30 protein-coding genes and 1 tRNA gene are annotated in these 25251 nt (G+C 51.3%); 19 read left to right on the forward strand and 12 right to left on the reverse strand.

Translation table 11 applies throughout. The features are described 5' to 3' along the window. Positions 1-440 precede the first annotated feature (440 nt). The gene (locus A3193_RS02295) at positions 441-692 is read left to right on the forward strand and encodes a hypothetical protein (protein WP_069013937.1); all 252 of its coding nucleotides are present in this window, start codon (positions 441-443) and stop codon (positions 690-692) included. 13 nt (positions 693-705) lie between these two features. On the opposite strand, the gene A3193_RS02300 is transcribed toward A3193_RS02295, so the two are convergent. The 3 genes from A3193_RS02300 to A3193_RS02310 all read right to left on the reverse strand — a co-directional run bounded on the left by A3193_RS02300 (position 706) and on the right by A3193_RS02310 (position 1635). After that, on the reverse strand, positions 706-978 hold the full coding sequence (locus A3193_RS02300) for a DUF2934 domain-containing protein (RefSeq protein ID WP_069004567.1): 273 nt from the start codon (positions 976-978) through the stop codon (positions 706-708). A gap of 69 nt (positions 979-1047) precedes the next feature. Next, positions 1048-1506: a thermonuclease family protein gene (locus A3193_RS02305; RefSeq protein ID WP_069004568.1), complete on the reverse strand. Its 459-nt coding sequence runs from the start codon at positions 1504-1506 to the stop codon at positions 1048-1050. A gap of 52 nt (positions 1507-1558) precedes the next feature. Then, positions 1559-1635: transfer RNA gene (locus A3193_RS02310), tRNA-Arg, on the reverse strand. Positions 1636-1919: 284 nt separating this feature from the next. On the opposite strand from A3193_RS02310, the gene arsS reads away from it, so the two are divergent. The 3 genes from arsS to A3193_RS02325 are packed head-to-tail and all read left to right on the forward strand — an operon-like array spanning position 1920 to position 4248. Beyond that, positions 1920-2885: an arsenosugar biosynthesis radical SAM (seleno)protein ArsS gene (gene arsS, locus A3193_RS02315; protein WP_069004569.1), complete on the forward strand. Its 966-nt coding sequence runs from the start codon at positions 1920-1922 to the stop codon at positions 2883-2885. Positions 2886-2928: 43 nt separating this feature from the next. Next, positions 2929-3618 (forward strand): TIGR04283 family arsenosugar biosynthesis glycosyltransferase, encoded by a 690-nt coding sequence (locus A3193_RS02320; protein ID WP_071938083.1) that lies wholly within the window; start codon positions 2929-2931, stop codon positions 3616-3618. Positions 3619-3624: 6 nt separating this feature from the next. Further along, on the forward strand, positions 3625-4248 hold the full coding sequence (locus tag A3193_RS02325) for a TIGR04282 family arsenosugar biosynthesis glycosyltransferase (protein WP_069013938.1): 624 nt from the start codon (positions 3625-3627) through the stop codon (positions 4246-4248). Between the two features lie 26 nt (positions 4249-4274). Here the strand turns inward: A3193_RS02325 and A3193_RS02330 are convergent, their stop codons facing one another. From A3193_RS02330 to flgA, 4 genes are all read right to left on the reverse strand, one after another. Next, positions 4275-4814, reverse strand: a complete 540-nt coding sequence (locus tag A3193_RS02330; protein WP_069004571.1) for a hypothetical protein — start codon at positions 4812-4814, stop codon at positions 4275-4277. Positions 4815-4940: 126 nt separating this feature from the next. Beyond that, entirely contained in the window at positions 4941-5423 is a 483-nt protein-coding gene (locus tag A3193_RS02335; protein ID WP_069004572.1) for a flagella synthesis protein FlgN, read from the reverse strand. Positions 5424-5441: 18 nt separating this feature from the next. Next, positions 5442-5756, reverse strand: coding sequence for a flagellar biosynthesis anti-sigma factor FlgM (gene flgM / locus A3193_RS02340; RefSeq protein WP_069004573.1), 315 nt, complete (start codon positions 5754-5756; stop codon positions 5442-5444). A gap of 103 nt (positions 5757-5859) precedes the next feature. Continuing rightward, complete coding sequence (flgA, locus tag A3193_RS02345) at positions 5860-6573, reverse strand: flagellar basal body P-ring formation chaperone FlgA (protein ID WP_083218537.1); 714 nt, start codon at positions 6571-6573, stop codon at positions 5860-5862. A 147-nt stretch (positions 6574-6720) separates the two neighbouring features. Here flgA and A3193_RS02350 point away from each other — a divergent pair, with 147 nt between their 5' ends. The 6 genes from A3193_RS02350 (at position 6721) to flgE (ending at position 11599) form a co-directional block, all read left to right on the forward strand. Then, entirely contained in the window at positions 6721-7638 is a 918-nt protein-coding gene (locus tag A3193_RS02350; protein ID WP_069004574.1) for a chemotaxis protein CheV, read from the forward strand. A 37-nt stretch (positions 7639-7675) separates the two neighbouring features. Next, positions 7676-8509: a CheR family methyltransferase gene (locus tag A3193_RS02355; RefSeq protein ID WP_069004575.1), complete on the forward strand. Its 834-nt coding sequence runs from the start codon at positions 7676-7678 to the stop codon at positions 8507-8509. A gap of 259 nt (positions 8510-8768) precedes the next feature. Then, positions 8769-9158 carry a flagellar basal body rod protein FlgB gene (gene flgB, locus A3193_RS02360; RefSeq protein ID WP_069004576.1) on the forward strand — a complete coding sequence of 130 codons (390 nt, stop codon included), beginning with the start codon at positions 8769-8771 and terminating at the stop codon, positions 9156-9158. A gap of 2 nt (positions 9159-9160) precedes the next feature. Continuing rightward, on the forward strand, positions 9161-9574 hold the full coding sequence (gene flgC / locus A3193_RS02365) for a flagellar basal body rod protein FlgC (protein ID WP_069004577.1): 414 nt from the start codon (positions 9161-9163) through the stop codon (positions 9572-9574). 10 nt (positions 9575-9584) lie between these two features. Then, complete coding sequence (locus tag A3193_RS02370) at positions 9585-10265, forward strand: flagellar hook assembly protein FlgD (RefSeq protein ID WP_069004578.1); 681 nt, start codon at positions 9585-9587, stop codon at positions 10263-10265. A gap of 59 nt (positions 10266-10324) precedes the next feature. Then, a complete protein-coding gene (gene flgE / locus A3193_RS02375; RefSeq protein WP_069004579.1) occupies positions 10325-11599 on the forward strand; it encodes a flagellar hook protein FlgE in 1275 nt (424 codons plus the stop codon). Positions 11600-11709: 110 nt separating this feature from the next. Here flgE and A3193_RS02380 read toward each other — a convergent pair whose 3' ends face one another. Then, positions 11710-12594 (reverse strand): alpha/beta fold hydrolase, encoded by an 885-nt coding sequence (locus tag A3193_RS02380; protein ID WP_069013939.1) that lies wholly within the window; start codon positions 12592-12594, stop codon positions 11710-11712. A 105-nt stretch (positions 12595-12699) separates the two neighbouring features. On the opposite strand from A3193_RS02380, the gene A3193_RS02385 reads away from it, so the two are divergent. From A3193_RS02385 to A3193_RS02395, 3 genes are all read left to right on the forward strand, one after another. Beyond that, the gene (locus A3193_RS02385; protein WP_069013940.1) at positions 12700-13740 is read left to right on the forward strand and encodes a GlxA family transcriptional regulator; all 1041 of its coding nucleotides are present in this window, start codon (positions 12700-12702) and stop codon (positions 13738-13740) included. A gap of 301 nt (positions 13741-14041) precedes the next feature. Continuing rightward, positions 14042-14656: a PEP-CTERM sorting domain-containing protein gene (locus A3193_RS02390; protein WP_069013941.1), complete on the forward strand. Its 615-nt coding sequence runs from the start codon at positions 14042-14044 to the stop codon at positions 14654-14656. Positions 14657-15014: 358 nt separating this feature from the next. Next, positions 15015-15386, forward strand: coding sequence for a hypothetical protein (locus tag A3193_RS02395; RefSeq protein WP_069013942.1), 372 nt, complete (start codon positions 15015-15017; stop codon positions 15384-15386). Between the two features lie 100 nt (positions 15387-15486). Here the strand turns inward: A3193_RS02395 and A3193_RS02400 are convergent, their stop codons facing one another. Continuing rightward, entirely contained in the window at positions 15487-16401 is a 915-nt protein-coding gene (locus A3193_RS02400) for a hypothetical protein (RefSeq protein WP_069013943.1), read from the reverse strand. A gap of 262 nt (positions 16402-16663) precedes the next feature. Here A3193_RS02400 and A3193_RS02405 point away from each other — a divergent pair, with 262 nt between their 5' ends. Beyond that, the gene (locus A3193_RS02405) at positions 16664-17398 is read left to right on the forward strand and encodes a DUF4437 domain-containing protein (RefSeq protein ID WP_305781997.1); all 735 of its coding nucleotides are present in this window, start codon (positions 16664-16666) and stop codon (positions 17396-17398) included. Positions 17399-17892: 494 nt separating this feature from the next. Here A3193_RS02405 and A3193_RS02410 read toward each other — a convergent pair whose 3' ends face one another. Further along, positions 17893-18441, reverse strand: a complete 549-nt coding sequence (locus tag A3193_RS02410; RefSeq protein WP_068988005.1) for a YbhB/YbcL family Raf kinase inhibitor-like protein — start codon at positions 18439-18441, stop codon at positions 17893-17895. A gap of 178 nt (positions 18442-18619) precedes the next feature. Continuing rightward, positions 18620-19624, reverse strand: a complete 1005-nt coding sequence (locus tag A3193_RS02415; RefSeq protein ID WP_069013945.1) for a helix-turn-helix transcriptional regulator — start codon at positions 19622-19624, stop codon at positions 18620-18622. A 632-nt stretch (positions 19625-20256) separates the two neighbouring features. Here A3193_RS02415 and A3193_RS02420 point away from each other — a divergent pair. Continuing rightward, complete coding sequence (locus A3193_RS02420; protein ID WP_069013946.1) at positions 20257-21210, forward strand: acetoin utilization protein AcuC; 954 nt, start codon at positions 20257-20259, stop codon at positions 21208-21210. 101 nt (positions 21211-21311) lie between these two features. Next, positions 21312-22295, forward strand: a complete 984-nt coding sequence (locus A3193_RS02425; protein ID WP_069013947.1) for a D-cysteine desulfhydrase family protein — start codon at positions 21312-21314, stop codon at positions 22293-22295. Positions 22296-22314: 19 nt separating this feature from the next. Here A3193_RS02425 and A3193_RS02430 read toward each other — a convergent pair whose 3' ends face one another. Beyond that, the gene (locus A3193_RS02430) at positions 22315-22671 is read right to left on the reverse strand and encodes a DUF2956 domain-containing protein (RefSeq protein WP_069004589.1); all 357 of its coding nucleotides are present in this window, start codon (positions 22669-22671) and stop codon (positions 22315-22317) included. 236 nt (positions 22672-22907) lie between these two features. Between A3193_RS02430 and flgF the strand changes: the two genes are divergently transcribed. The 3 genes from flgF to flgH are packed head-to-tail and all read left to right on the forward strand — an operon-like array spanning position 22908 to position 25217. After that, entirely contained in the window at positions 22908-23648 is a 741-nt protein-coding gene (gene flgF / locus A3193_RS02435; RefSeq protein WP_069004590.1) for a flagellar basal-body rod protein FlgF, read from the forward strand. Positions 23649-23705: 57 nt separating this feature from the next. Then, positions 23706-24491 carry a flagellar basal-body rod protein FlgG gene (flgG, locus tag A3193_RS02440; RefSeq protein ID WP_069004591.1) on the forward strand — a complete coding sequence of 262 codons (786 nt, stop codon included), beginning with the start codon at positions 23706-23708 and terminating at the stop codon, positions 24489-24491. A gap of 15 nt (positions 24492-24506) precedes the next feature. Further along, positions 24507-25217 (forward strand): flagellar basal body L-ring protein FlgH, encoded by a 711-nt coding sequence (flgH, locus tag A3193_RS02445; RefSeq protein ID WP_069004592.1) that lies wholly within the window; start codon positions 24507-24509, stop codon positions 25215-25217. The last annotated feature ends 34 nt before the right edge of the window (positions 25218-25251 follow it).

Here is a 25251-nt window from a genome sequence, read left to right on the forward strand (position 1 = left end):
TTTAGAATTTTTTGTGATTGAGGTAACAGGGGCTTGGCCATTCATATAATAAGATCAGGTATTGAAGAACTGCCTTCAGTGATCTCCATTGGATTCGATTGCCAGCGCTCGATAAACCCCATCTATGATTGTCTATATTAACCTCTGTTAACTGAATCTATTTGTTTGATAACAGATTTTGTGAAAAATTCATCAAGCTTGTGTCAAAATTGAGAACAACTTTTACAGGCTTTACAGGATAACAAAATGGCTGTGTTAAGCTGGTTCCAATGAAAAGGATTTCGGATTTTACAGGCACTTAATGTTATAAATAAACCTGATGACAATAGCGTGATCCAATGATCTATATTAATAAAGATAATGGTGTAGGGTGCTCAGATTGCCGAATAACGATGAGAGTATTAGTGCTTCAAGTGGGTCAATGAGCAGGGACTGAGAGATTGCAAGAGCAAGATAGCAACAAACTGAGGGTTAATCTTAATCCGATCTCCCTGGAGGCGGATCTGGCCTATTTTGGTGCCCGTCTTGAATTGGTCGGAGAGCCGGAAACCCGTTATCAGGCCGCTCAGTTGAAAGTCTACAAAGCGCTGGAGACAGCACTTTGTGAGAATTTGAAAAGACTACGAAAAAAAGAGTCCAAGTCTTCATCCAAGAAGAAGGGTAAGTCCAAGAAGAACGTTGACAACTCTTAACCCATCGGCAAATTCAACGATTCTGTTTCTCTTCATCCAGTCTGGCATCGATCTCCTGTTCTGCCTGAGCCCAGTCCTCAACCGATTTACGCGGATCGAAGCCGTGCTTTTCAGCGATATAGTAGGCCGCTGTTTCGATCATCTGATATCTTAAGCTTGGATCGATTGGGTTGGGTCTGCTCTCCAGCTGCGGTTCGCTGCGTTTGGCTTTTTTAGTCTTCTTGGACTTCTTCTCTTTTACCTTGTCATCAAGACCGTCATTTGCCTTTTTAGATTTTTTCCCCATGGACAGGTCTCCTCTCTGAAGCTGATTTCCCCTATACATACCGAGTCGCCGGGTTAATGACAGACGGCACTAGTGCCAGAGTCCCATTCCTCTGTTCCTGGCCCGGGCTTCATAGGTCTGGTAAACCCGGAGCGTTTGTGGGTTGAGTGGGTCTTCAATGGATACACGTGCCAGACCGGCTTTCAGCATCTGCAATGCGACATCCGCACCACCATGCCTTACTAATCCGAGTATAACACCCTTTGCTGTAAGCTTTTGGTAATCCACTGTGACGATGCCTCCCGCCAGGCGCATGGCCAAATGCCGTTTGGCATTGGCCGTCCAGATTCTGGAGTGCCTGGGAATCTGAATACCGGCCAGTTTTACCTGTCGATATCGACCATCTGAAGTTTTAATCTGAATCAGTTCGCCGCTTTCGACGCCAGTGACCTGCCCCTGGATGGTGGCGGCATGGCTGGATTGACCGATGACACTGATCATCCAGCAGGCACAGATAAGTAAAATCTGAAATAGCTGGGTATGTCTCATTCGATTGACTCGTTGTGATGCCAGTGTGACAGCCGTGTGCACTTTGGTGATATGGCGCCCTCGACAGGAGTCGAACCTGTGACCTATCGCTTAGGAGGCGATTGCTCTATCCTGCTGAGCTACGAGGGCAGACGCTGTTGATATCGGGATGCAAAATGGTACGCTGTTTTGCCAGTTTTTTAAACTGGAAAACCATAGACCGAAATATCCTTCTGATTGTTGGTGACTGAAATTTTACCAGGTTGATCGTCACCTCTCGTGCAGAGGTTATCCATACCAAGATTGAGGGTGGATTCTGATAAATTTCCGTTAAAATTGAATCCAAACCGGAAAACAATACGTATAAAACTGATAGCACTGATGGTCGTTCCAGCGGTCTATTGGATAAAGTAATAAGAAAGCGGTGATTTAACATGTTAGATACAGTCCATCTACTCAATCCTACGACCTTTCCGAATATTCAGCGGGAGAGGCTGGAGACCCTGCAGGTCAATCTGGGCTTTCTCTGCAACCTCTCCTGTTTGCATTGTCATGTCAATGCGGGGCCCAAGCGTACCGAGATGATGAGTCGTGAGACGGTGGATGACGTACTCAGGTTTCTACGCAATCAGGGACTGAAACATCTCGACCTGACCGGCGGTGCTCCGGAGATGAATCCCCACTTCCGTTATCTGGTAGAGCAGGCGCGGGCAATGGATCTGCATGTAATCGACCGGAGTAATCTGGTGATCATGCAGGAGGAGGGGTATTTGGATCTACCCGAATTTCTCGCAGATCACCAGGTTGAAGTGGTAGCCTCTCTGCCCTGTTACCTGGAAGAGAATGTGGATCAACAGCGGGGCAAAGGGAGTTATACCCAAAGTATCAAGTCGCTAAAAAAACTCAATAGCCTGGGCTATGGCCTGAGTGACAGCAAGCTGACCCTGAACCTGGTCTACAATCCCCAGGGACCTTCTCTGCCTCCCCCGCAAGGACCACTGCAGGCGGATTACCAACGGGAGCTGGAACAACGCTTTGGAGTCCATTTCAATCAACTCTTCACCATCACCAATATGCCGATCCAGCGATTCGGCAGCCTGCTGCAATCGAAAGGACAGTTCGGTGAATATATGACACTGCTGCGAGGTGCCTACCAGGCCGACAACCTGCAGAGCGTGATGTGCCGAACCCTGTTGAGTGTCGATTGGCAGGGTTATCTCTACGACTGCGACTTCAATCAGATGCTGAAGATCCATCTGAAGACTGACACATCGTTCAAACCCCACTTGCGCGATCTGTTTGATTTGGATCTCAATGGCTTTGATATCCAGGTGGCAGAGCATTGCTATGGTTGTACTGCCGGGCAGGGAAGCAGTTGTGGAGGTGCATTGGAGGATTGACAGAATCAGGCTGAGTTGAGGATTGAAGGAGAATAGAGCAGCCGTGTCAGCGCAACTGAGCATAGTGATTCCCTGCCTGAATGAGGGAGAGATGCTGATCGATCTGCTGCAGGCGCTGCAGTATCTGCGTCAACAGGGACATGAACTGATTCTGGTCGATGGGGGAAGTGAGCCTGCGCCGGATCAATCCCTGCAAGCCTGGGTCGACCACCTGCTGGTGACAGAACCTGGTCGCGCACAGCAGATGAATCACGGCGCATCGGTTGCGGCGGGGGAGCTGCTCTGGTTTCTTCATGCCGACACACGGCTCACTCCGGGTTCAGAGCAGCCGATGCTCGTACCGCCGGTCGATGAGTCACTGTGGGGACGATTCGATATCCGCCTCAGTGGCAGCCATCTCCTTCTTCGCGTGGTTGAACGGATGATGAACTGGCGATCGAGGATCACCGGGATCGCAACCGGTGATCAGGGGATCTTTGTCCATCGGGCACTCTTCCAAAAGATTGGTGGATTCCCACAGCAACCGTTGATGGAGGATGTGGAGATCAGCAAACGCTTGAAACGGCATGCGCCACCCCGCTGTCTGTATCAACAGCTGACAACCTCGAGCCGTCGCTGGGAGTCTGCTGGAATCCTACCGACAATCCTCTTGATGTGGGGGTTGCGTCTTGCCTATTGGCTGGGTGTCACGCCACAACGGTTGGCGGATTATTACCGTAATCACAGGCACTGATCGCCGATGACAAAGCCATCGAGAGCCGTGCTCATCTTCTCCAAGCTTCCTGAAACGGGTAAGGTGAAAACCCGTTTGATACCGGCACTGGGTGCCGAGCGGGCAGCCAATCTCTATCGTCGACTGCTGGATCGACAACTTGCCTGGTTGACGGCTGAGACGGATTACTCAATCCAGCTATGGCTTACCCCCTCCACCAACCATCCTCATATTCAACAGTGGGTCAACACCCCTGGCCTGAGTCTCTTCCTCCAGCAGGGTGAGGATCTGGGTGAACGCATGATGCATGCCGCCCAGAGCGCTTTGCACAGCTATCAGCAGATCGTCCTGATGGGGGTCGATTGTCCGGCATTGACTCCGGCCCACCTGCAGCAGGCCTTTACCTGGTTGGAGTCACATGATGGGGTTTTGGCTCCAGCTCAGGATGGGGGATATGTGCTGTTGGGGTTGAAATCGACACCCCCACCTCTGTTCAAAGGCCATTACTGGGGTGAGTCCGACGTGGCTGAAACCACCCGGGATTCGATGCGACAGCTGGGGTGGCGTTGGCGTGAATTGCCATTGCTCTGGGACCTCGATCGAGCTGAAGATCTGTGGCAACTCGAAACGCTGGGTATTCCACTGGACTGAAAGGCGAGGAAACCTGCTGAGTCGTATCAGTTTACCGTGCGCGAACGATTGATCTGCCAGAGCCCGGCTATGGCGATCACCAGCACAATAAAGATCAGTGTCGGCAGATCCAACAGTGGCACGGCGATCGGGCTGGCCATGATGGTTGTTCCCGGGGTGAAGGTCAGGGTCGTCGTCCAGGCGCCACCATCGGAGGCCAGTGCGGTGTAGGGGACCAGGGTTGTCAGTGTGGCGACACCGTTGTTGCCGGCAATGTTCAAATCACCGGCGAAATTGGGTGTGTTGATGAAGATTACATTGGTCCAGTCTGCCAGCAGGAAGGTTTGTGAACCACCTGGGGTGGCGCCGCCGGTGATGGTCACAGAGCCGGAAACCAGGTTCCCCAGGGGCAGCGGATTACCATCAGCGACTACCGTATCATCCCAGGTGAAATAACCGCTCCCGGTTTCACCACCGGAGCCGGTGAGAGTGAACCTGTGCCTCAGCTCAATGGCAAAGGCATCGGATATGATCAGCAGAAGGGCGAAAAGAGTGAGCAGGCGGTAGAGATTGTGTTTTGTCATCATCACTGTTCAATCACTTGATGTGAAACGGCCACGAGCGGGCAGACCGTCCTATCATTCCCTGGTGACATCCATAAAAACTTACTAATAGAGTGTACTTTATACGCCGCACCAGGCGAGTGCAATATTTTAGGCCTTTCCCAGGGATTTGGAGCTGCTGGTCGGCCTGGATTCTCCTCCTGGGCCATAGGTCTTGTCGCTGTTTGCAAATCCTCTCAGAACATCCAGGGCGTGGGCAACCTGATGCTGGTTGAGCTGTACGGCTCCGCCGTTGATCTCATTCTGCTTCTGGCACGCCTCAAGCAGGGATGTGAACTTATTCCACTGCTCCTGCAGCTGCGCATTGTCCGGAGATTGCTGAATGAACGCCTCTGTTCCTTTACGGTCCGGGGTAAAACCCAGGGAAGCGAGCAGTTGGTTGTGCTGTATGGCGCTCTGTTCAATCTGCTGCAGCTGCTGTTGCTTTTGTGCCAGCAGCTCTTCCAGCTTTTTTGAAGGCGGGGATTTCAGCAGTTCAAACTCCTGGCGCAGCAGGTTGAGCAGCTGCTGAGTAAGTTCCGTTTCTGTCTGTACGATTCTGACGAAGCTCATCTGCTGTTGTGGATTGATCATGATCAGTGTGAGTAGGCCTTAGTGCAGTGAAAGTTCCATGGCCAACATTTTGTCGGCACAGGTCTGGGGGTCGATGGTAAAGCTGCCATTGGCCAGTGCCTGCTGCACGGCTTCAACTTTCTGCGCATCGACAATCGGCATATTGGCAATGCGTCCTTCGAGCTCCTGAAGTTTGCCCGCGTCTCCAGTGATATTGAGGCTGTCGCCTCCTCCTGTGGTAGAAGTAGCAGTAGCCCCTTTGCCACCTTGCGCCTTGCCGCTGCCTTTTGCTTTGCCACTTTTTCCCGTACCTTTCAGACTACGGCTTGAAAGACTGTTGATTTGAATGGGCATCGCGATACCTCAGTTACCTGGATCTGGACTATTCTGCCATGGGCAGTGATTATTCCAATCATGATTTCAGTTTTTTTACATCTTGATATGTGGATTGTATACCTCAGTCGACCATCACCAAACCTTTTGATACCACTCTTGCCTCTACCTTTTTTTTCGATTTGGTGTTCATGACCGTTATCAGATCCCCCGGGTTACCCTGCTTCATGGCCTTGCCCTGCATCCGTACCTGGATGCCTCCGGCACCGGCCACAATGGTAACCGGGTCGCCGCGTTTGACCGTTTTTCTCACCACCAGCATGGATGGTGTGACCACCTGGCCGCGGCGAATGGTGCGCTTCGAAGTCTGACCTGCAACTTCTTCGGTGGTCTCGAAATAGCCTCTCAGCAGATGACTGGTATCTGAGACTTTGATCTTCAGATCCTCGTTGGTGATCGCCTGTCCCCGGGGCAGGTCGCGAACCGCAACCACCACCGGTGCCTCGATCGAGACATTGGCAGAGATGTAGATCGACCAGGGGCTGGGTGTCTGACAGCGTACTCCTACGGTTGTACGGCCGAGTTTGACCCCGCCCGGTGGACTGTATGCCTCCAGCGGCGCTTCACAACGGGCCAGTTTGAGGCGGTGGTCCAATGGGGTGACTTTCACTGTCGCCCCCGCCGTATCCTGGACCAGCGTCGTCTCCAGGTAATTTTTAGCAGCCTCGGCAATCGCCTGGTGGGCGTGGTGTTCGCTGTTCAGTGGCTGGCCCGATAAACTGCCGGATAGCAGCAGTCCCAGTAGCAGCGTACAGCCAAGCGTGAAAGGGTTGATCATTCGGATTCTCCAAGCTGTTCCATTGTAATAATGCAAACAATGTGCCGAAAAAGTCGGCTGTTGAAGTGGGCCTAAAGGTCAACGCTGACACGCCGCCATACTTATTACTGTATTTCAGCAAAATCTGCATATTTAAGGTGGCAAACCATGGCGTCAATGTTAGACAGTGTTGACCAAAGGACAAAACTGGCCGGACAAAATCGTCTTGAGCTCTTGCTGTTTCGTCTTGCGGGGCGTCAGGTTTTTGGCATTAATGTGTTCAAAGTGAAGGAGGTTGTGCAGTGTCCTCCTCTGACGGCATTGCCGAGTGCCCATGAGAATATCCGTGGTGTGGCCTCGCTGAGGGGGAATAACATCCCGGTGATGGACCTGTGTCATGCCATTGGCGGACCCAAAATGGGTAATGCCACCGACTATTTCATCATCATCACGGAATACAATCGTCGTCTGCTGGCATTTCTGGTGGGCAGTGTGGAGCGTATCGTCAACACCCATTGGGAAGATATACTGCCGCCACCGCAGGGGGTGGGCCGCAACAGCTATATGACAGCGGTTACCGAGATTGAGGGGACCCTGGTTGAGATCATCGATGTTGAGAAGGTGCTGAGTGAGGTGCTGGGTATCGATGAAGAGATCACCATACCGATCGATACCGAAGGGGCTGATCTTGAGGCCTACAAGGTACTGGTGGTGGATGACTCCATGGTGGCCCGCAATCAGATCAAAAAGGTGCTTGAAGAGATCGGACTTGAAACCATTCTGGCGAAGGATGGCAGAGACGCCCTGACGCACCTTGAGGCCTGGTCGGAAGAGGGTAAGGTGAGTGATTGGCTGGCCATGGTCATCTCGGATATCGAAATGCCGAAAATGGATGGGTACTCCCTGGTGAGCGCCATTCGTGATAATCCCAAGCTTTCCGATCTGTATGTAATCCTTCACTCTTCACTGAGTGGTGTGTTTAATGAGAGTATGGTGAAGAAGGTAGGAGCGAATCAGTTTCTTGCCAAGTTCATGCCCGATGAGCTGGTTGGTACCGTAACCAAACGAATGAAAGAAATTTCTTAAAAATTAAATATCTAGGCGTAAAATAAAAATTTCTATCATGTACAATCGAAACGCGGCCATTTCGTCTGCTGACTATGATGCATTTAAGGATTTTCTCCAGCAGGCCTGCGGTATTCTGCTGGGAAACGGCAAGGAGTACCTGGTCTCGAGTCGTTTGAGCAGTGTCATGAAAGAGGCTGGTATTGCCTCCCTTGGTGAACTGCTGAAGCAGATCAAATCCCCCATACACTCACGCCTGAAGGTAAAGGTCATCGATGCCATGACCACCAATGAGACCTTCTGGTTTCGCGATATCGGACACTATATCCTGCTCAAGGAGACCATCCTGCCGGATCTTAATCAGCAGATGGGCGGCTCCATCCGAATCTGGTCCGCCGCCTGTTCCAGTGGCCAGGAACCCTACAACATCAGCATGATTGCCGATGAGTACCAGGCTGCAAAGGGGCGGGGCCGACAGGTTCAGATTCAAGCCACCGACATCTCCAGCAAGATCCTCGATGAAGCCCGGGCGGGTGTCTATTGCGGTCTTGCGGTTGAACGGGGATTGACCCAGGAACAGCGGCAGCGCTTTTTCAATCCGAAAGGGGATTGCCTGGAAGTGAAGCCGGAGATCAAGCGGCGGGTCAGTTTCAAGCCGATGAATCTGGCCGACAGCTTCCACACCATGGGTCGCTTTGATGTGATCTTCTGCCGTAACGTACTGATCTATTTCTCAAACGATCTGAAAAAAGACATCGTTGAGCGGATGGCGGATATCCTCAATCCCGGTGGTTATCTGTTTCTCGGTTCCACCGAATCGATCAATCAACTGACCAATCGTTTCGAGATGAAAGTGGGGCATGGGGGCATCTCCTACCGACTGAAAGGGTAGTCTCAACAGGCCTAAGGCTATCGTCGTCTTTGGCAGGCCCCTTCCTGTCAATCTCAAGCCAGGCGTTTTCATCCTGTCCGGATCATCAAGCCAACGGCAAAGCTTGCCGTTCTGCGGCAGTCGCTTGCCGTTGCACAGGTCGGTAGGCTGCACGCACACTCATTCAATACAGCAATCACCTGCTTTTTCAGCCGTTTAAAGTGATTGGCATGCTCCCTGCTACTTGCTCTGTGAGTAATTTCATCCAGTGGAGCATCTGATGGACTTCGACAACCTCTTCGGCATACATGAGCGGGCCCTGGTTCTGCGCTCCCAGAGAGCGGAGATTCTTTCCGCCAATCTGGCCAATGCCGACACTCCGAATTACAAGGCGAGGGATATCGATTTCAAAGCGATGTTGCAACAGCAGATGGGCGATGGCATGCGCATGGCAACCACCAACAGCGGTCATATCCAGGCGGAATCAGGAACCGTGCCACCGGCACAGCTGCTCTATCGGGTGCCCAGTCAGCCTTCACTGGATGGCAACACGGTGGATAGTGAGCGTGAGCATGCGGCCTTCGGTACCAATGCCATCGAATATCAGACCAGTCTCAATTTCGTCAACAGCAAGATCAGTGGTCTTCGCAAAGCGCTGAAGGGTGAATAGTCATGTCCATCTTTAAGATCTTTGATACCGCAGCAACCGGCATGAGCGCTCAGACGCTGCGTATGAATCTGGTGGCCAGCAACATGGCCAACGCAGATGCGGTCAGCAGCAGCCTCGGTGAGACCTATCGTGCCAGACAGCCGGTGTTTCAAACCATGCTCGATCAGTTCAATCCGGATGCGGTTGCCCATGGGGTTCGCATGGCCGGTGTGGTGGAGAGCGATGCACCGCTGATTCAGGAGCATGCACCGGATCATCCGCTGGCCAATGAAGAGGGTTATATCTTCCGTTCCAACGTCAATATGGTTGAAGAGATGGCTAACATGCTCTCAGCCTCCCGTTCCTATCAAAGCAACGTGGAAGTGGCGAACTCCGCCAAGCAGTTGTTGCTTGCCACCCTACGCATGGGTCAATAAGGAGACCGTTATGACAACCGGCATCGTTTCCGCATACAACCAATATGAAGACATTGGCCTGGTCAGAGAGCCAGAGACCAATCAGTCCGAACAGGGACAGCTCGGTCTGGAGGACTTCATGAATCTATTGGTCACCGAGCTGACCCATCAGGACCCTTTCAAGCCGATGGAGAACTCCGAGATGGCCACCCAGGTCTCTCAATTTGCCACCGTATCCGGGATTGGGGATCTGAATGACTCGTTTAATGATCTACGTGGCGCCTTGACCTCCAACCAGGCTCTGCAGGCGGCCAGTCTGGTGGGTCGGGATGTGCTGGTTGAAAGCAATGTGGGTGTGTTGAACGAAGGTGAGACCGTCCAGGGGAGTCTGGTACTGCCGGCCTCGGCCAGCAACATCACCCTTCGGGTTACCAACAGTGCCGGCGAACTGGTGCGTGAGCTGCCGCTTGGCACCCATGAGGCGGGTAACCTCTCCTTCAGTTGGGACGGCTATGACGATGCCGGCCACTATGCGGGTGACGGTTATTATCAGATCAGTGCTACCGCCAGCGTCGATGACGCGGAGATGGCGCCCACGGTGCTGGTATCGGCTCAGGTGGAGAGCGTCAATCTGGGTGGTTCAGGTGGTATCCAGCTCAATCTGGATGGCCTGGGTCAGGTCTCCATGAATGACGTGGTACAGATTCAATAAATAAAGGTTTTTAGATTGGATGGGCGGTGTCCATTCAGTGAATAGACAGGAGAAAAAAGATGGCATTTCGTATCGCACTGAGTGGTCTGGATGCAGCTTCCACCGACCTGGAAGTTACCGGACACAATATCGCAAACGCCAGTACCGTTGGTTTTAAACAGTCCCGCGCCGAGTTTGCGGATATCTATGCCAACTCGATCAGCGATGTGAGCAGTTCGGTGCCAGGTCGTGGTGTAAGGGTGACCCGGGTTGCCCAGCAGTTCTCTCAGGGCAGTACCGAGTTCACCTCCAACAATCTCGATATGGCAATCAATGGTGAGGGCTTCTTCGTAATGGAAGACTCGGCTGGTGATCGCGCCTATACCAGGGCAGGGGCATTCTCCGTGGATCGTGACGGTAACGTGGTTGATCAGACCGGCGCCAGGTTACAGATTTTTCCACGTATCGGCACAACTGGCAGTCTGTTCAACACCGGTTCAACCGTCGACCTCAACCTGCCGGTGGTTTCGGGTACACCGCAAACCACATCCAGCATCGAGGCAACCCTGAATCTGAGTGCTTCCGAGCAACCGCCTGCCGTAACCCTGGATCCAACAGCGCCGACCTTTACCTTTCCACCCGATCCTTTGAGTTACAACCACTCAACTGCAACCACCATCTATGACTCACTGGGAACAGCGCATACCGCAACCATGTTCTATGTCAAAGTGGCGGACAATCAGTGGAACGCCTTCACCTTCGTGGATGGTAGCAATGTCACTGTGGGTGGTAATGCGTTTGCCGATGTCCAGTTCAGCGATACCGGCTCACTGGCCGTCAGTACCGGTGATGTGGATGCTCTGGGTAATGTGTTGATCGACGATTTCAACCCGGGTGGTGGTGCGGCTGACATCAGCGGTCTGACCTTTAACTACAGCTCCACCTCCCAATTTGGTTCTGGATTTGCCGTAAACGAGCTCTCTCAGGATGGATTTACCTCTGGACGATTGAGTGGTGTGGATGTGGACGATTCCGGTGTGGTATTCGCCCGTTTCACCAACGGTCAATCCGAGCCCTTGGGTAAAATCGCCCTGGCCCGTTTCTCGAATAATCAGGGGCTGCGCCAGATCGGTGATACCAGTTGGGCGGAATCCTTCGCCTCGGGGGATGTACAGATCGGTGAGGCCGGAACCAGCAGTTATGGATTGATCCAGTCCGGTGCCTTGGAGAACTCCAATGTGGATCTGGCCAAGCAACTGGTTAATCTGATCACGGCACAACGCAACTTCCAGGCGAATGCCCAGGTGATCACCACAGCGGATGCAGTAACACAGACCGTTATCAATATCAGATAGTGATAACTTCTGATTGACTATCAAGGTTCGTAGGGTGCGGCATACCGCACCCTACGCCCGATCACCTTTTACCCCCCCCCCCAACACCCTGGCTATCTCCACGCCTTGATTCACTGACTGGATTTGGTCAGGAAGCGCTCGATGCAGGTGATAACCTCGGTACTCTGCAGAATGCGCATGTGGCCGAGCCCTCTGGTTATCTGGAGTTCACTGTTCTTCCAGGCGGTGTGTACCGCTCTGCCGTTGGAGACAGGGATGTATCGATCCCGCGAGTCATGAATGATCAAGCCAGGAATATCGGCAGCACTGACCCACTCCTGCATGGAAAGCCTGGACCACATCGCTTCACCAAATCGCATCTCAAGTCGGTGTTTCAGCTGATTGACTACGGCACTGTCCATTCTCAGGATTTTGATAAACTGCTGCAATAGGGTGGTGACATCCCTAGGTGGTGAAATACAGACTACAGAGTTCGCACGCGCACCATTTGCGATTGCGTGCATGGCGCACATGCCGCCAAAGGAGTGGGCGACTACGGCCGTATCTTCGCCGGACTCTTGCAGCAGTTGAGTGATTAAGTCGCTGATTTCAAGGATGTCCGTGCTATTACCAGAAGAGTGACCATGTCCTGGCGCATCAAATGCGGTGACCTGGAAGCCCCGAGCCACCAGCGCCTCCACCAGCAAGGTCATCTGTCCGGCATTGCCGTTCCACCCATGCGTAAGCAGCACAGGTGCACCCTTGCCCCATCGATAGATGCAGACTGACTTGTTAGCAAATTTTCTGACTTCAGTAGTAGCCCGTTCCAATACCCGTTGCTCATCAACTGTTACGGGACGATGCTGGGTGCGATACCAGAAGAAGGTGGCCAATCGTCCGGCCAGATAGGGAGAGACCCCTGTCAGGGCGGAGAACGCGAACTGAATCGGTGTGTGTTTGGGCCCGTTTTTGCGTTTGTCTGGTGCGGATATGGCTTGTGCGGTCGATAGGGGCATCTTCGTTCTCCTCAGGGCAGATTACCGGTGTTGAAAAAAATATAGTCTTGGACTAGGTTGTCAGTAAGAGTCATAAATGACATTTTTAATGCCATATTCGCCAACATGAAAACGACCGTTTCCGTCGCCATCGTAGTGATAGAAGAGTGCATGGCCTCAGCCATCGCCGGTTCCATCGATATGCTCTACGCGGCCAACAGAATCAGTGAGGCGATGGGCAAACAGCAACTGCCCCGTTATGAGTGGAAAGTGGTTTCCGTGTCAGGCCTGCCGGTAAAAACCGGCAATGGCATGCTGCAGGCGGTGGATTGCAGCTTAAAGGGAATACGCCCTGTGGATGTGGTCTACATACCCGGAATGTCAGTCATCGATGAAACCCGCCTGGTCAGCATCCTTGAAAACAACCGGCCGCTGGTCAACTGGCTGACCAAGCGCGCTGCCGGGAAGAGCCTGATCACCAGCAGTTGCACCGGCAGTTTTTTCGTTGCTGAAGCCGGTTTACTAAAGGACAAGCAAGCCACCACTGGCTGGCCCGTGGAAGGTCTGTTTGCGGCCCGATATCCGGATGTCCGGCTGGAGAGTAGTGAGTTGCTGGTGGCCGCGGATTCCATTCTCAGTGCCGGTGCTTCCACCTCCTATCAGGACTTGATGCTGGAAGTGATTCGACGTTTCAGCAATCACCGGGTTGCCCATTTGACGGCCCGTTACCTGTTGCTCGACAGCAGTCGACACTCGCAGGCAGCTTTTCGCGTCAGCAGCGTGCGTAAATATGATGACCCGGTGGTTACCAGGGCTCATGAACTGATGCAGAAGAATCTGAGTGATCCGCAACAGGTTCCTGAACTCGCCGCATACTTGAATGTCAGTGATCGGACACTGATCCGGCGATTTAAAAGCGCAACGGGTCAGGGGCCGAATGCCTGTTTGCAAAGCCTAAGGATCGACCGGGCAAAGTGGCTGCTTGAGAGTACAGGCAAGTCACACGAAAGCGTCGCCAACAGTGTCGGTTACACGGACATCAGCTCGTTCAGGCGTCTGTTCAAACGTAGTATCGGCATGACCATGGGTGAATATCGAAAACGTTTTAGGAGCAGACGCCAGATTGGAAGAGCGTCCCCGTTGCACAGATCCCGAAAGACTGACTGACTGGATGGTTTCCGGCTCAAGCAATTGGTTAGGAAAGGTGATTCTCTGTTAACACTGATTGACATATCTGAACTCACTGGATCTGAGCGCTAAGGTGTTGTGAATAGGGATGATTGATGACATTCGTTAATTGTCGGATTTTTTTACACTAAAATGATGTATCGTCAAAAATTGATCCAATTTAGTAAATTATTTCCTATTATTATGTGGTGTTGCCTGTAAATACAGTGAGTTATAAATAATGGCAGCATATTTGCGTGTATAACTGGAATTGAGCAATCGATATTTAGGTAATGTTCGAATGAATAGATTTCAAATACTTACTGCAGTTTGCCTGCTGACCGTAAGTGGCTTTGCGCACAGTAATTTAATTGTGAACGGTGGTTTTGAGTCACCTGGCATTACCAGTGGATGGACCTATGGTTCGGATCCCACAGGGGGTTGGCAGGGCGACAATATCGAAGTCTGGGCCTCGGGCTTTCTGGGTGTTGATTCTTACGAAGGCAGCCAGCATGGGGAATTGAATGCCCACGCTTACGATGGAACCGCATGGACTATTTATCAGTCATTCGACTCCGTATTGTCTGAAGTGTATGACATCAGCTTTGCCTATCGTGCAAGACGGAATAGCTCGGAAGCCTTTCGAGTAACTTTGCAAGATAGCGGCGGTACTATTCTGGATCAGCTCGTGGACGATCATGTTACGGGTCAGTGGAATCATTTTGCCGATAGCTTTTTGGGTACCGGTGACGAAATCACATTGACCTTTACCTCAGTCACCCCGACGGCAGGCACTGCAGGCAATTTCCTCGATGCGGTTGAAGTGACGAATGTGCCTGAGCCATCGACCCTTGCACTGTTTGGTGTCGGCTTGGCTGGATTGGGATACAGATCCCGTCGGCGTAAGCAAGCTTAAACAAAACTCCAGAACCTGGTTTAGGAAATCCAGCTTCGTCTGAAGCTGGATTTTTTTTGCAGAGTATGGCTGGGAAGAATAAGCAACCAGACTAAGTTAAACTAGTACCAGAGTTAAGTATCATTTAAGATTATTAAACCACCTATGAGCTACATGGGTTAAAGCCTATTTCCAGTTATAGGTCACCGATCAAGCCTTGGGAATATGCAGGAGTTAGATGGTAGTCCTGCTGACTCACGAGAGTCAGCTCGTGATGCCTGCTCTAAGTTAAGATTATCAGAATACGATTAGCTGTCTAACAATCAACTTCGCCCGTTAAATAAAAACCAAGAAGCGATTTCTCAAAATGTGGTGAAATATGAGTAAGCCGATCATTATTCTTTGGACTGTATTAAGCTTTGTAGTATCGGGAATATTCGTTTTTTATGGATTAATGTTGTTGCAAGTTGAGCAGTTACCCCCATTATCATTTATTGCCGCTACAGTGGCGTTGAGTTATGGGTTGGCAACAATCTATTTATTATCACAAGCTTGGACAAAGACTGATACGAACTTAATACAAATTACCAAGTATATAGTTGTAGCAATGTTCATCGCCCAGGTTGTTCTTAATCTTGATGTTGGGATGATAAGTAGTTTTGAATGGCTCGGTCTTCTGGTTTTATCGTTAATGATTGGTATCAATTGGTTCTCAATCAAGAGTGTTACTGAATACCATAACCAGGCCTGATAAATATCTCTTACCTGCCGACTGTCTGTGCCTATATAGAAACCTTGGTTATTGTCCCAATCCATATAACGATGGCTAAGCGGAATAAATATTTTATCAGTTAGTCACATTTTTGAGCTTTTCGGCTCTTGAACTGTTCACATAAAGAGAGGTATTGCTGAGTACTGCTCGGCATTGAGGTTCGCGCACGGGTGATGTCGGCGATCAGTTCAACACCCTGTTCAAGCATGTAACGGGTATCGAATTCATCCAAGATGCCGTTCTCGGTTTTGGATTCCGCTTGTTCGGCTGTGTAACTGGTTATGGCTTCTCCTGCTACGACGAATTCCACCCAGGCATCAAAGATGTCGGGATCGGTTCTGAGAATTTCGCACTTTCGTCGCGCCATACAGGCATAGTGTCTGATCATCGACTCTATCTGCTGGTGTCCCTGGTTGTTGCGCAGACAGCCGACCATGTGTTCGGCGACCTGATCGATATTCTGCATGGTGAGTGCTATCTTTACATAGCGGGATTGGTAAAAATCCTCGATCGACATGACGAAGGCTTTGAAAGGTTCACCCCATAACTCGTCGATCCCGGCATCGCCATTCCGGTGGCGGGCCAGCTTGCCCAGCTCCAGAGCCTCCTGCAGGCACTCTCCACAGGTACCCATCAACTCATTGTCGGTTTTAATGTGGACACCGCAGGCTTCCAGTTCAACCAGCTCGTTGAAGATATCAGCAGCGCGATTGAATAACGCTCCTGCCAACATTGCACCCCTGACCCGTTTTTTACCACTGTCGGTTTCAGCCTCGTAATCGGCTCGAACCTTGTCAAGCAGGCGACCCGGGATATTGATTCCATGTTCCATATGGTTGAATAAACGGCGGGTGAGGGATTGAATCAGCAGTTTTTTGTCAGACAGGTTATCTACCGGTGCATGGTAGCGCTTGATCCAATAGCCGTCGTAGAAAATTCGCTCCACCCTGTCTATGACTTTCATGCTGCCATTTTCTGGATTCGTGTCATTCATGTTGATCGCAATTTGTATTTTTCTATCAGAAGATATCTATCAAGGGAGTGTATAAATAATAGATTATTTCAGGGCCTATTGGATTAGCCTTAGCAGGCCCTAGTAGGATTTGTTGATTCAGAGATAAATGACTACTATACAGAGGTAAAGTATGGAGAGATTAAGAAATATGCGGACTTTTCCATTACCTGCAGTTATATGTGCAGTGTCCACAATCTGCTTTAACACACAGCTCCTAGCGGAACCTGTCAAACAGGTTGTTTTGGCCTCTGAAATCAACTGGGAACAGTTAAATCCCTTGCGTGGAGACAAAAGTCCTCAAGCGGGCACCCTGTGGGGGAATCGAAAAGGGAGTGTGCCAACTGGTTTTCTTGCTAAGTTTGTGGATGGCTTCTCATCGCCACCTCATATTCACAATGTCACCTACAGAGCTGTGGTCATAAGTGGCAATATCCATAACGATGACCCGGATGCTGCGAATATGTGGATGCCGGCCGGATCCTTCTGGACTCAACCGAAAGGTGAGGTACACATTACCTCAGCCAAGGGTAGTACCAATATTGCACTGGTTGAAATAGATAAAGGCCTCTATCTTGTCCTGCCGGTTGATAAGGCATTTGATAGTGGTGAGAGACCGATTAACATGGATGCGTCGAACATCGTTTGGGTTGATCCCAAAGGGGGTGCGCTCTCCTCTGACGGACCTAAGGTTGCCTATCTTTGGGGTAGCCTGAAAGCGGGTCAGGCCAATGGTACTTATGTTAAATTACCAGTTGGATTTGAAGGCAGTATAAAAAGCAGTGGATCACTATTTCGCGCCGTTGTGATTAAGGGTGTTGCTCAATATCGGGTTAGTGAAACTGAGCTAAAACACCTGCTTCCAGGTAGTTATTTCGGCTCCAAGGGAGCTTCGACACATCAAGTCTCAATCATGGCGGGTGAAGAGAGCCTCATTTATATACACACAAACGGTAACTACGAAATTGTTCCGAAGTAGTGTCTATCGGGCGACCAGCTTAGCTTAACTCTTTAATCTGTCATAAGGTAAAGGGCTGTATTGGTATCTATGTCCACACAGCTGTCCCGTTAACTTCGAAGCTTATGTAGTTAACTGATGAATTGTCTTTAGCTTCTCTTTCAGATTGGGCGTTGAGTCATAAAAAAACTCGTGCAGCAGGGGATCAAAGCTGCTGTCTTTCACTCACATGAAACGCTTCGCGTACACCCTCTCCCCAACCCCTCTCCCGTAAAGGGAGAGGGGCTTTAAGATCTGTGTGGGTTAGACTGAAAGTTACTGGCGCCGCAATGAAATGTCCACGTTGGTTACCGTTACGAATAAAGGCTACCGGCTGTTTTTTTGTGCATGATGGCTGTGATCGAGTTTTGGATGTTGATTGTCCGCGCACTCTATTACAGCAGCCACTCCAATCACTTTCAGTAAATGGGCATGTAGACCCAAATTTACATTCATGAAAGGATGCCTAACGAGGTTTAACGCTGGTAGAGCGCTTCCAATTCAGCAACCCCAAGTTTGTGGCTATTGAGCATGTAACCTACCAATGCGGCCGAACTTTCAGGTGAAATTTCCAGTTGTTTCACATCCAAAGCAAATACTCTGAATTGGTAACGGTGAGCCTTGTCACCCTTTGGTGGGCAGGCGCCGCCAAACCCCGCTGAACCATAATCGGTGCGGTGCTGGACCATGCCGGGCACACCGTACTCAGATCTGGGATTGCCTGTGCCCGACGGCAGCTCCTTTACTTTTAGTGGTATATTGTAGGCGATCCAGTGCCACCAGCCACTACCGGTAGGGGCGTCCGGGTCATAGGCCGTAACGGCAAAGCTTTTCGTGCCTTTCGGTGCGTTGTGCCAGGTTAGTTGAGGCGAGGTGTTTCCACCATTACAGCCGAAACCTTGATATTCCTGAGCTTTGGGCATTGGTTTACCGGCTTCGATGTCGGTGCTGGTGAGCTCAAAACCCTGTGCCAATGGAGATAATGTTAAGGTCATGGCTGCTATAAGCAGTTTGTATGAAGGCATGGAGGTCTCCTGCAAGCGTAAAATAACAGTTATTATCAGTCAGTCGGACAGCTACTGGATATCGCAGACATTGATATCCATTGATGCGTGGGCCTTTTTCCGGCTTACGCGACTGCCAGTAACGTCAAAAAATTAACTGACACTATCAGGATAGGGATCTTGTGCGGGCAGATTCGCCTCAAGCGCTCGATTTCTGCTCTTCATCGCTCACACGGGTCTTTTTCAGCTCTATGGGAGAGAGGCCGAAGCGACGTTTGAATCGTTCACTGAAACGGGAGTGGGAGCTATAGCCTACAGCTTCGGCAATCTGACCCACTGGCCAGAAGGTCTCCTGGAGGAGGGCGAGGGCGGCCACCATACGGCTCTCTTCCAGCACCTCTCGGAAGCCAATCCCTTCTTCGCTGAGACGTCGGCGCAGTGTTGATTCGCCGATGCCAAGCCGGCGACAGACCTCTCCGGCACTCCAATCCCGTGCAGGATCAAGCGTAATAAGTTGGGCAACCCGTGCGTGCCAACTGGCCTCACGGTCGAGTAGGAGATTGCCGGCAACACCGGTGCGTGCCAGTAGCATCAGGATCTCGACCTGACGGTGTCTGGCCAGGGTAGGATCAACCGGGTGGCGGATACACCATTCAACCCATTGGGCCATGGCGGCTACCAGGTCCATGGGTGCTGATACATTCCATAATGGTTGGGTATCAGCTGGAATTTCCGAGCCATAACTGCGCCTGAATTGTGCAATGCACTCCTGGGAAAATGCCATGGCAAGGCCGAGATAGGGTCTTCCCTGATGATCGGGGTGGTTGCCGACTTCTACGCTAGCGCCACCGGGGAGCAGCAACAGCTCGCCAGGTAGGACCTCAATCCGTCGTTCACCCAAGGCAATGATCTTGCGCCCGCTTACCACCAACACGATGAGGGGCTGGTGAATGGGGACATTGCGTAGAGCCTGTGCCTGTCTGCAGTGAAAAACACCTACACCGCCGAGTGGGGTGTGTTGCGAATCAGTGTCGAGGTGGTTTAAAAGAGTGTCGCGAATACCCCTCAGAAGTCGACGAGCCGGTTGACCGGGCTCTGTGATACGGGGATCTGCCGTGGATGATGATCCAGCTGAATTCCGGTGATGACTCAAGTAATCTTGAAGCTGATCTTGATTCTGCTTGTGTTCAGGCTGTCCGGACATCATGTCTCCTATCAAGCTAACCCGGAATGGCTTGTTGATCTGTAGCAAAGTATGACAGTAAATCGGCTACAGAATAACTGTTATTAAACATGATTTATTCTGCCAGCATGGCGACATAGACAAAATCTCCCAATCAACGTCTCATTACGGCGAACAATCAGGTAGAAGAGCCAAAGTCCGATTGTGGTTTGATCGGCATCTGAAGCCGTGCTGAGGTTGTATATTCTGTTTGATCGCCAGGGTGTCAACAATGATAGATTGAGGTGGTTAAAAACTGGCGTCATCAGAGTCTCCCACTTTGATTGCGTTTCTGTCCACCAGCGCCACTGTGATCTGACAGTCGATATAGCTCAATTTACGATCTGTGTATTTCATTCTCACGATCAAAAATCGATCAGTCACACAGAATTGTCGAACTTTGGGTTATTCCATTGCTAACGATACGATTTCCAGATTATGCATATTCAGGTGTGTGGAAGCCGGCATACAGAAAATTACATTTAAGTCAGTTATCTTTGTATCGTATTCGATCACTTTTAAAACCAGCCACTACAAGCGTGATGAAACTGGAGCAAACGTAATCCACAGAATGCGCTAAATTAGGTTTACGTAGAGGTCGAGGATAGTGATCCATGAGCAAAAACCCGGTAACCATCTATTATGGCGAGTCACTCGGTCGGTATGGGTTTGGCGATGGGCATCCCTTCGGGCCTGACCGGATCGAGGCGTTCTGGCAGGAGACAGTCAAGCGAGGCCTGGATAAGCAGGTAACCATAGCAACGCCGCAACAGTGTGATGACAAACCACTACTTGCCTTCCATACAGAGAGTTACGTCAGTCTCGTGAAACGACAATCTGCCTCAGGAGGGGGCTATCTCGATCAGGGTGATACCCCTGCTTTTGAAGGGGTATATGAGGCCGCTACTACGGTGGTCGGATCGGTATTGGCAGGTATGAATCAGATGCTTTCCGGGGATCATCCCAAGGTATTTGTACCGATCGCCGGGCTGCATCATGCCAAGCGTAATTCCGCTGCCGGCTTCTGTGTCTTCAATGATGCAGGTGTGATGATCGAGAATCTGCGACTGAGCCAGGGAATCAGTCGTATTGCTTATGTGGATATCGATGCCCACCATGGCGATGGCGTCTTCTACGCATTTGAATCCGATCCGGATCTGATCTTTGCCGATATTCATGAGGATGGTCGCTATCTCTATCCAGGTACCGGTGCTGTTGAGGAGAGAGGTAAAGGGGCAGGGAAAGGGCGTAAGCTCAACCTGCCACTCCCTCCATTGGCGGATGATGAGATGTTCCACAAGGTCTGGCCGATGGTTGAGGAGTTTGTTCGACAGGCCAAACCTGAACTGATCATTCTTCAGGCAGGCGCGGATAGTGTTGAAGGGGATCCCATCACACACATGGCCTTTACCCCAGCCGCTCACGCCCATGCGGCAGCCAGTTTAAGTCGAATTGCGAATGAGTTTTGTCAGGGGCGCTTTATCGCCTTGGGTGGGGGAGGCTACAATCGGACCAATCTTGCGCTGGCCTGGAACGATGTGGTCAACGCGATGGTGGAGTCAGGCTAATATTAAATGATGAACCCTTCGGATTTATTGTAATTTATCTCCCGGGAATTCGGCATCATTGAACAATAATTTTAAACTGTATTGCTGGCAATATTCTCAGTATGAGTATTACATCCCCCTCCAAAGTAAACCTTGGGCTTTTTCCCACACCAATCACCAAGCTCAGTCGTCTCAGTTCACTTCTGAATGGCCCGGAAATATTCATGAAACGGGATGACCTGAGCGGATTGGCGCTCGGTGGCAATAAAACCCGAAAACTTGAGTATCTGTTTTACGATGCGATAACCAAGGATTGCGATACCGTGGTAACGGCTGGCGCTGCACAGTCAAACCACTGTCGGCAAACGGCTGCCGCAGCCGCTCTACTGCATAAGTCGTGTCATCTGGTACTTGGTGGCGAACCCCCCGACACGGCAAACGGCAATCTTATGCTGGATAAGCTGTTTGGCTCCCAGGTGCACTGGCGAGGTGTTCATCGCAAAGGCGAGGATATTCCTGAGATTGTAGAAAATCTGAAGAGAGAGGGCAGCCAACCTTATGTAATTCCCTATGGTGGTTCGAATGAAATTGGCGCCTATGGTTTTGTCCACGCCATGGCGGAGCTGGAGATGCAGTTGGATACTTCGGCAATCACCCACATCGTTTTTGCCTCCAGTTCCGGTGGCACCCATGCCGGTATGATGCTGGGTAAGGTCCTGCTGCATAAAGCTTACCGTTTGATTGGCATCAATATCGATAAAGGTGAAAGCAACACGATCCCATTTGGTGATTTCATTGTTGAGCTGGCCAACAGAACCAGCCTGTCGATCAACAGTGACCGTCGTTTCACGGCTGAAGAGCTGATCCTCAACGGGGATTACGTCGGTGATGGTTATGGGGTAATCGGTGAACTGGAAAGAGAGGCGATTTCACTGACCGCTGAAAACGAAGCCATTCTACTGGATCCTGTCTACACAGGCCGTGCCATGGGTGGCTTGATCGATATGATCCGCGGTGGTGAGTTCAATAAAACCGATAAGGTGCTTTTCTGGCATACCGGTGGTGTGCCGGCCCTGTTCGCCTACGCGGATTCTCTTGACGGATGATGGCGCTGATCCATCCGGTTCAAGCTGTGTAGAACTGGGAAATCACCAGGTAGGCGGCAAACAGCAGCCAGGAGAGCGTCAGCAATACCCATGGCAGTCTATTGGGCGCTTGTTGCAGAGTGTCGCTATCGTTGGTTTGCTGGGATGTTTCAAGATCGTCCTGTTTACTGCGCTGCTCCTTCTTTTTGCGTTTGTCCATCTCCCTGATTTTGGCTTTGTGCTGCTTCTTATATTGATCTATGCCTTTCTGGATACCCATGGCAATCAGTTTGGTCTGCTCCTTGGTCTGACCTGGACGCTGATTGGCGCGGGCGATCTGCATGGCTTCGGTTACCGTCTCTTGGGAGGGGGTCTGTTTTTTTGTGTTTTTGGCCATCTGCTTTTTTTCGATTATTTAAGTTGCCTACATTATCGCTAATTCGCAGCTCCTTTAGAATCTCACCTGACGTCGGTTCCAGGTTTACTTGTCACTGACTTGAGTCGAATGCTTGCCTGGCTTGTTTTAAACCGCTTTAGATACCTCATATGTCTCTGTTTCCTCAGGCTGGTCCGTAAATTGCAGAGTTCTTGTCAAAGATGATCGAGTGAAGATTTCTAGACAGGAGCCAACCCATGGATCGTATGCTTTATGTCGCTATGAGCGGTGCCAAAGAGACGCTGATGGCCCAGGCGAGCAACTCCAATAATCTGGCCAATGTGAACACCCCGGGATTCATGGAGGATCTCAACCAGTTCCGCAGTATGCCTGTGTTTGGGCCAGGTTATCCAACCCGGGTCTACGCCCTGGACGAGCGCCCGGATATCAATTTCGACAAGGGCAGCCTGCAATCCACCGGCAATCCCCTGGATGTGGCGATCAACGGTGAGGGCTATTTTGCTGTACAGGCCCCGGATGGCTCGGAGGCCTATACTCGGCGTGGTGATCTCAAAGTGGATGCCAACGGCCTGGTGACGAACGGCGAAGGTTTGCCGGTGATCGGCAATGGTGGACCGCTTGCCTTGCCGCCCATGGAGCGTCTCGAGATCGCACCGGACGGCACCATCACGGTTCTCCCTGAGGGTGCCACCCCGGAAGCGCTGGCCGTCGTTGACCGGATCAAGATGGTCAATCCGCCACGGGATGCGCTCAGCAAAGGCGAGGATGGTCTGCTGCGTATGAAAGAGGGGGGTGAAGCGGACGCGGATGCCGCAACCCAGCTGGTTTCAGGCAGCATCGAGAGCAGCAATGTTAATGTGGCTGACGCCCTGGTGAACATGATTGAGCTTTCGCGCAAATTCGAGCTGCAGGTGAAGATGATGAAAAACGCCGAAGAGATGGACAAGGCATCGGCCAGCCTGATGAACATGAGCTGATGTTGGCAGGCAATTTGCACAATATCGATTAAACAGTAACGCAACGAGGAAGAGACTATGTACCCGGCACTGTGGATCGCTAAAACCGGATTGGATGCTCAGCAGACCAACATGTCTGTGATCTCCAACAATCTCTCCAATGTGAATACCACCGGCTTCAAGCGTGACCGGGCCGTGTTCAACGATCTGATCTACCAGAATCTGCGCCAGGTAGGTGCCCAATCCTCGGAGAATACCGAGTTGCCATCGGGTCTGATGGTTGGTACCGGTGTGCGGGTGGTTGCGACTCAGAAAGAGCACAGCCAGGGTAATATCGTACAGACCGGCAACTCCCTCGATGTGGCGATTCAGGGTAAAGGCTATTTTCAGGTGCTGCATCCGGACGGCAATATCGTCTATAGCCGTGACGGTACCTTCAGTCTTACCGCCGATGGCAATATCGTCACCCCCAACGGCTATGAGCTGCAGCCGGCGATGACCGTACCCAGCAACGCCACCAGTCTGACCGTCGGTTCCGACGGTGTGGTCTCCGCCTTGGTATCCGGCACCAGTACGCCGACTCAGATCGGTCAGGTTGAACTGGCCTACTTCGTCAATCCCCAGGGTCTGGAGCCGATCGGTGACAACCTGTTCCGTGAGACCAATGCCAGTGGTGGGGTGAATACGGCGATCCCCGGCAATGACAGTACCGGTACTTTGATTCAGGGGGCGTTGGAGAGCTCGAATGTGAACGTGGTTGAAGAGCTGGTGAATATGATCGAGACACAGCGCGCCTACGAGATGAACTCGAAAGCAATCTCCACCACTGACGAGATGCTCTCCTACGTCAATCAGCAACTTTAACGGGATAACGGGCTGATGGGCAGACTACACAAAACAACCTGGCTGGCTTTAATGATGTTGGTGATGGTCGGTTGCCAGAACAGTAACCCGGTGCGTGATGCTGCCTATGCGCCGATCCGTCCGGTATTGCCGCCACCGGCGCCCACCGGCAACGGATCGATCTATCAGGCGGGTTACGAGAATGCCTGGTTTGAAGATCAACGCGCCCGTCGGGTTGGCGATCTGCTGACCGTGCGACTGGTTGAAAGTACCCAGGCGAATAAATCCGCCTCTACCTCAACATCCAAAAGTTCAAACAACAGCCTGACCAGTCCGACGCTGTTCGGTCAGGCGATGGAGTTCAATGTGCCCGGTTTTGTACCCATCGCCAACAACAAAGATGTCAATCTGGGATTCGATCTGGCCTCCGAGAATGATTTCAGTGGTGACGGCAGTGCCTCCCAAAGCAATGCCCTGAGCGGCAGTATCACTGTCTCGGTAATTGAAGTACTGCCCAACCGTAATCTATACGTGCGTGGTGAAAAGCGTATCGGCATCAACCAGGGTACCGAGTATGTACGGCTCTCCGGCATCGTCCGACCCAGTGACATCTCGCCTACCAATACCGTTGCCTCGACCCGTATCGCCGATCCGACCATTACCTATAAAGGTGAAGGTGCGTTAGCGGATGCCAACTCCATGGGTTGGCTCTCCCGGTTCTTCAACAGTGTGCTCTCTCCCTTCTGAGGTATCTGAGATGAAAGCTCTTGTGAAACGAATT

Source organism: Candidatus Thiodiazotropha endoloripes (genome assembly GCF_001708965.1).
In the GTDB taxonomy this organism is placed as follows: Bacteria; Pseudomonadota; Gammaproteobacteria; order Chromatiales; family Chromatiaceae; genus Thiodiazotropha; species Thiodiazotropha endoloripes.